Raw genomic sequence first — 5,685 nt, 5'->3', positions numbered from 1 at the left:
TCAGCACACATCCGTGATTCAAATTAATCTGCTTGCTAGTTGTCATAACTATTTACAATTCTTTTGTTTCAAATGGCATACTGACTAATTAAACAGCCCAGATTTAGCTAGGTAATGGCGAAAAGTTTCTTAACTAATATTTGAATATCTGAGCAATTGATTATGGTGTGGTGTCAGTGATTGCTGCGATTATATTTATATAATTAGTGCCTGACATTAATTCACAATTTTATTTTTCAAATAGCGCATTTTCTGTTATTCAAAATCAGCGTACTGAGGTGGACTAGCCCCGACTCGCTCTCGTATTTTAGGATATTTGCCTGATGGAACTGCGTCTGCAATGCTTTGGACATCAATCTGGTGCCACCAATCATCACCAAAATCAAACCAGTAACCAAAAGCATCATCAATCGATAAACCCAACGACGCAATTGTAGTACTAGCAACATCTCCTGTAGGTGCTGGTGTCAAGTCAGAACTGGAAAATGCCGCTTTTAAGCAGTAACGTCTGGCATTTGGATCTTGCGGCCCCCTGCCACCAACCTGAAATTCGTACATATGTTCATCTTCTCTATCGAATGCTTTGAAGATGATTTTATGCAAATCCTCTAAAGTATTGCTGCCTTTAATTTCAATGGTTCGAGATACTACTGGATTTTCTGCTGCAAATTCCTCCGTAATTGGGCCATCAATTAAAAACACCTTTAGCACATATAGTGCATTTGGAGAAGGGTTAACCGCTTTTTTAGGAACGTTTTCTGATTTCTTAGTTTTAGCCATACGTGAGCCTGAAAGGTATAGTAAGTATTGCGTATTGCGCGGCTAAGGCAAATCTAACCTTTGACTATAAAAAACCATTTGCTCGAAAAGCATACCACAGTCATCTTCATAAGAAACAAGCCAACAAATATAGTTGTAGCCCAAATTCAAAATATTGTAGAGTCAAGAAAAGTCCTAAGTATTGCCCTACACAACTCGCTCTATGGCTACCGCACCCTTAAGCTGGCAAGAACTAGAATCCCTCACAAACTATCAAATAGATACTGTTAATGGTCTCACCAACGCTAAAGCTAGGTTGCGCTTGTTTGGTCAGCCGGAATCGGAAGTGCGGGTAACACTATACCGCGATAACCACGCTTGGTGTCCTTACTGTCAAAAAGTTTGGTTATGGTTAGAAGAAAAACAGATCCCCTACCGCATCGAAAAAGTAACAATGTTCTGCTATGGGGAGAAAGAAAGTTGGTACAAACGTAAGGTACCATCAGGAATGCTCCCGGCGATCGAGCTAGATGGCAAGATTATTAAAGAAAGTGATGACATTTTGATTGCTTTGGAAAAGGTTTTTGGGACATTGAGCCAAGGGATGGAAGACCGCACGGTGCTGCCTCTACGCCAATTAGAACGACTTTTATTTAGAGCTTGGTGCGCTTGGCTATGCTATCCGGTAATTTCCGCTCAACAAGAAAAACGCAACCGAGAGCAATTTATTACAGTGGTGGCTAAGGTTGAGGAGGCTCTGGGTCGCACATCAAGCCCTTATTTTCTATCGGGCTTCGGCATCGTCGATGTCATTTTTACGCCATATCTCGAACGGATGAATGCGAGTCTTTACTACTACAAAGGCTACTCACTGCGAGAGGAAAACCCTCGTTTGAGCGCATGGTTTGCCGCAATGGAAAGCCGACCTACCTACTGCGGTACCCAGAGTGACTTTCACACCCACGTACATGATTTGCCGCCCCAAATGGGAGGCTGTTGGGAAAACGGCGAAACCCAGATGCTGATCAATAAAGCGCGGGTGGATAACGGCCCCTGGTTCGGGCTGCCAGATGTTACTTATCCAGAACCCGAAAACTCCCGCCTGGAAGCTCTTCAAAGAACTATCGAGCATCGCATCAATATTATCCGCGTCAACCCCTTAGATGATAGATTGTTTGATCGAGCTTTACGTTGTGCTTTAACACACATGATGACCGGGGAGGACTGTATACCTCCATCGGGATCTGATGTCGCCTTACGATATTTGCGCGATCGCATTAATGTACCGCGAGATATGTCCATTTACGCAGCCAAGCGATTGAGGGAATCTCTGGAGAAAACCGCAGCCCTTGCAGGTGATGGACAGCCAGACCCCATTCCCACTCAGCATCGACGAGATCAAGATCCATCTAACTTTGCCATCAAGTAGGATTACCGCACTTATCTTGGCAGATCACGCAACTCTCCTAGTTAACAGTTATCTTGGTTTCAAGCTTCGACCAACTCACGCCATCCACTGCATCCAATCGGGAGCCATCGCCACCAATTGAGCAAACATCTGTGGATCGGTCTTTTTTATTTCCACCATTACTCACAATCGACACATTCTAATTATTAATAAGAATTAATTAGCCAAAGCGAATTTATACAAACAATTGCAAACTCTGATGAAATATTCAATAAATTATTCAGAATTGAAAACACAATAAGCTTATTCAAAAAGGTATTAGATTGCTACGAGTTTGCATTGCCTGTTAACGAAGTACCACAAGATGCCTGATACTCCTAACTCAGCCGGAAATCGTAAGCCTAGTGTAACTGAGCAAACACTATCGCTTAGTGACCGCCAGATTCGCTACACTGCTTTTGCCCAATGGCAAACCTTGTTTGAGCATGAGAAACCCGTTGCTGAAATGTTCCATGTGGCTTATTTAGCCGAGGTTGAACAAGCTACGTTACGACCCCTGACTTTCGTCTTTAATGGTGGGCCAGGAGCAGCTTCTGCTTACCTGCACATGGGTGCATTAGGGCCAAAGCGTGTTTATTTCGGAGCTTGTGGGAGCTTACCTAAACCTCCAGTTCGGGTAGTGGACAATGTTGAAAGTTGGTTAAGCTTTACGGATTTGGTGTTCATCGATCCGATTGGCACAGGCTTTAGTCGTAGTTTACCTCAAGACGATCAAGATACTAAACAAAGCGAGAAAGCAAATTCCCAGGAAGCAGATAAACCCAAGGAGATAAAATTTTGGGAAGTTGAGCGAGACTTGAAAGCTCTGGGAGAATTTATTGGGCAATTCCTCTCTAATCATCAGCGTTGGTTGGCCCCAATCTTTATTGCTGGAGAAAGTTATGGTGGTTTTCGGGTTGCTAGGTTAGCCCGCAAGTTGCAACAAGAATTTGGTGTCGGTCTTTGCGGTGCGATTGTAATTTCTCCTGCTTTGGAGTTCAGCCTGCTGGCAGGTAGCGATTACAACGTTACTGCTTGGGCAAGCGTACTTCCTTCCTTTGCAGCTAGTGCCGCTCATCACAACCGCGTTCAATGGGCAAATCAACAGGGTGATTTAACTGCTCACATAACAGCAGCTGAACAATTTGCCCGCACAACCCTAATTGGGCTTCTGGCAATGGGAGATGCTATGACATCCGATGAGCGTCAGATTGCCTATAGGCAAATGGCAGGGTTGATTGGTTTGCCCTTGGAACTGGTTGAGAGACTTGCAGGAAGGATTGGCATTGAAGTCTTTGCCAGGGAATTGCTGCGAGATCAACAGCGAATTGTGGGACTGTACGACGCGTCAATTACGGCTATCGATCCGTTTCCGGCTCGTGTGAACTACGAAGGCAGCGATCCTACCCTTGATGGATTAGATCGCTTGTTTACCGGGGCAATCAATAGTCACTTGCGAGACACGTTAGGTGTTGAAACTGACTTGTCTTACCATCTACTGAATTTGGAAACATTCAAAGCTTGGAAATTCGAGCTTAAAGGCGAGTTTAAGCAGGGTTTTCTAGGTTCAGTTGACGATCTGCGCGTAGGGATGGCTCTAAACCCTTATATGCAAGTATACATCGCTCATGGATTGTTCGATTTGGTCACTCCTTATTTTGCCTCGAAGCATTTAGCAGCTCTGATGAAATTAGATCCCCAAATTCGCTCCAACTTGACTGTACAACATTTTCTAGGTGGGCATATGTTTTACACTTGGGATGAATCGCGCTGTTTATGGTTAGGTCAGATGAAAACTTTCTACCAAAATGCAACAGCTTGACTTCAGTTTGAAAGTCTACATCAATCCATTGGTTTTTATTAGAGAAACCGATGGAGCGTAGTGCTGTATTATCCAATCAAAATATCAGCTTCTAGGCAAAGTACAAACTGAATCACCCTGAGCAACAGAAAAATTATTGATAAGTTCAACCTAACTCAAGCAGTTGATTCGCCCACGCTAAACTTTTGTGCTTGATTGTTGCTCCTCATCAGTTTGGGCGCGATCTAATTCTCTTCAAGATGATGAAAGATTTTGCTCATTCAGAAACTGTAAAATATGTTGAGATACAAGTTGTGGCTGTTCGATTTGAGGTGCATGACCGCAATTTTTCAGCTTGACTAGCTTTGAGTTGGCAATATTTTTATGGAATTTTTTTGCGTCCTCAGAAGGCAGCATATCATCAGCTTCTCCCCACAAAATTAGTGTTGGTTTGTCAACTTGAGCAATTGAATTCGCTAAGTTGCTATAACCACCACTTTTGATATAAGAAATCATGGCATCGTTCCAAAGCGGCATTTCTTGGTGCAGCATTGCACATTGAATAGCTAACAAGATTTTGGGATCTAAATTAGGTAAAATATTTCCGATATTAAATGCCAAGATGTGCCGTTGGCGCAAGTATTCTACCGCCAAGGAATCAAAAGGAGGAAACAAGTATTTGCTCCAAGTAGGGCCACAGCTATAACCCAAACTATTAATCAATACTAGCGATTTCACAACTTCAGGATAAGTGAGACTAAAATCAATTGCCGTTGCACCTCCCATCGATGTACCTACTAATACAATAGGCTGATTAATTAAAGTTTTCCAGAATTCGTAAAGGTGAACTTTGATATTATCTGGACTGTATTGGATGTTTTTAAGTCTTTGTGTAAAACCAAAACCTAACAAATCAACTGCCCATGTTTGATTTTGAGCAGCTAGTAATGGCAACAGCAGACGAAACTCTAGGATAGAACTGTCGAATCCATGCAGCAGCAAAATCGGCGTTCCTACACAACCTTTGTAGATGTAGGTTGTGAATATTGGCTGTTGGCTAACAGAAGTTGTCAGGGCTATTCTCTCAATACTTTGCACAAAAGCGATCGTCTCTATGTCTTTGAGTTGGTTAACTTGTGATGGCAGAAAACTGGGGAACATTATATTTACTATAAAATGCCGGCGTTGCAGCTTTAACCCATTTCATCTCAAGGCTGAATAAGTTTAAACTTCATTTAATATTTGATGAATATGGGATAATATTTTGTCGCTAACTGGTGTTGTTATGGGACTGCCATTCAATTTTGAAAAAGCAAGACTCATTGATAAAATATATTTGCATTCTTACTCTTATATTTGCACTCTTACTCTTGCTCTGATTGACCCTTGTCTTGTTTCCAGCGTCCTGCCTTCTTGACAGCTTCGGTTAACAGATACTCGATCTGTGCATTTACACTTCTGAGTTCATCTGCTGACCATTTCTCGACTATCTCGTAAAGTTTCTCATCCAGACGTAACAAAAATCGTTTTTTTTGTCCCATTTTTTAGTTATAAAGTGTTCCAGCATTGATAACGGGTTGGGCAGTTTGCTCAGAGGTGAGGACAACCAACAGGTTATTAATCCAATACCATTGCCAATTTACGAGGGTTCAACGCCTGTAGAAACGGGATGAATACG

6 protein-coding genes are annotated in these 5,685 nt (G+C 42.4%); 2 read left to right on the top strand and 4 right to left on the bottom strand.

The window, feature by feature from the left end:
* Positions 1 to 255 precede the first annotated feature (255 nt).
* Positions 256 to 780: a plasmid pRiA4b ORF-3 family protein gene (locus tag AC5JL8_RS02715; RefSeq protein ID WP_495878239.1), complete on the bottom strand. Its 525-nt coding sequence runs from the start codon at positions 778 to 780 to the stop codon at positions 256 to 258.
* A gap of 202 nt (positions 781 to 982) precedes the next feature.
* Between AC5JL8_RS02715 and AC5JL8_RS02710 the strand changes: the two genes are divergently transcribed.
* Complete coding sequence (locus AC5JL8_RS02710; RefSeq protein WP_495878238.1) at positions 983 to 2,188, top strand: glutathione S-transferase family protein; 1,206 nt, start codon at positions 983 to 985, stop codon at positions 2,186 to 2,188.
* Positions 2,189 to 2,225: 37 nt separating this feature from the next.
* On the opposite strand, the gene AC5JL8_RS02705 is transcribed toward AC5JL8_RS02710, so the two are convergent.
* Positions 2,226 to 2,363, bottom strand: a complete 138-nt coding sequence (locus tag AC5JL8_RS02705) for a hypothetical protein (RefSeq protein WP_495878237.1) — start codon at positions 2,361 to 2,363, stop codon at positions 2,226 to 2,228.
* A 168-nt stretch (positions 2,364 to 2,531) separates the two neighbouring features.
* On the opposite strand from AC5JL8_RS02705, the gene AC5JL8_RS02700 reads away from it, so the two are divergent.
* Positions 2,532 to 4,028, top strand: a complete 1,497-nt coding sequence (locus tag AC5JL8_RS02700; protein WP_495878236.1) for a S10 family peptidase — start codon at positions 2,532 to 2,534, stop codon at positions 4,026 to 4,028.
* A 234-nt stretch (positions 4,029 to 4,262) separates the two neighbouring features.
* Here the strand turns inward: AC5JL8_RS02700 and AC5JL8_RS02695 are convergent, their stop codons facing one another.
* Positions 4,263 to 5,168 (bottom strand): alpha/beta fold hydrolase, encoded by a 906-nt coding sequence (locus AC5JL8_RS02695; protein ID WP_495878235.1) that lies wholly within the window; start codon positions 5,166 to 5,168, stop codon positions 4,263 to 4,265.
* Positions 5,169 to 5,371: 203 nt separating this feature from the next.
* A complete protein-coding gene (locus tag AC5JL8_RS02690) occupies positions 5,372 to 5,548 on the bottom strand; it encodes a type II toxin-antitoxin system antitoxin (protein ID WP_495878234.1) in 177 nt (58 codons plus the stop codon).
* Positions 5,549 to 5,685: the final 137 nt, after the last annotated feature.

The sequence above is a fragment of the Mojavia sp. genome (genome assembly GCF_059505145.1).
Note: the sequence above shows the minus strand (reverse complement) of the source record. Positions and strands in the feature narration are given on the sequence as shown.

What these genes read in the sequence shown, in the direction of transcription:
- AC5JL8_RS02715 (WP_495878239.1), bottom strand. Translation starts at nt 780, where the DNA reads ATGGCTAAAACTAAGAAATCAGAAAACGTTCCTAAAAAAGCGGTTAAC.
- AC5JL8_RS02710 (WP_495878238.1), top strand. Translation starts at nt 983, where the DNA reads ATGGCTACCGCACCCTTAAGCTGGCAAGAACTAGAATCCCTCACAAAC.
- AC5JL8_RS02700 (WP_495878236.1), top strand. Translation starts at nt 2,532, where the DNA reads ATGCCTGATACTCCTAACTCAGCCGGAAATCGTAAGCCTAGTGTAACT.
- AC5JL8_RS02695 (WP_495878235.1), bottom strand. Translation starts at nt 5,168, where the DNA reads ATGTTCCCCAGTTTTCTGCCATCACAAGTTAACCAACTCAAAGACATA.
- AC5JL8_RS02690 (WP_495878234.1), bottom strand. Translation starts at nt 5,548, where the DNA reads ATGGGACAAAAAAAACGATTTTTGTTACGTCTGGATGAGAAACTTTAC.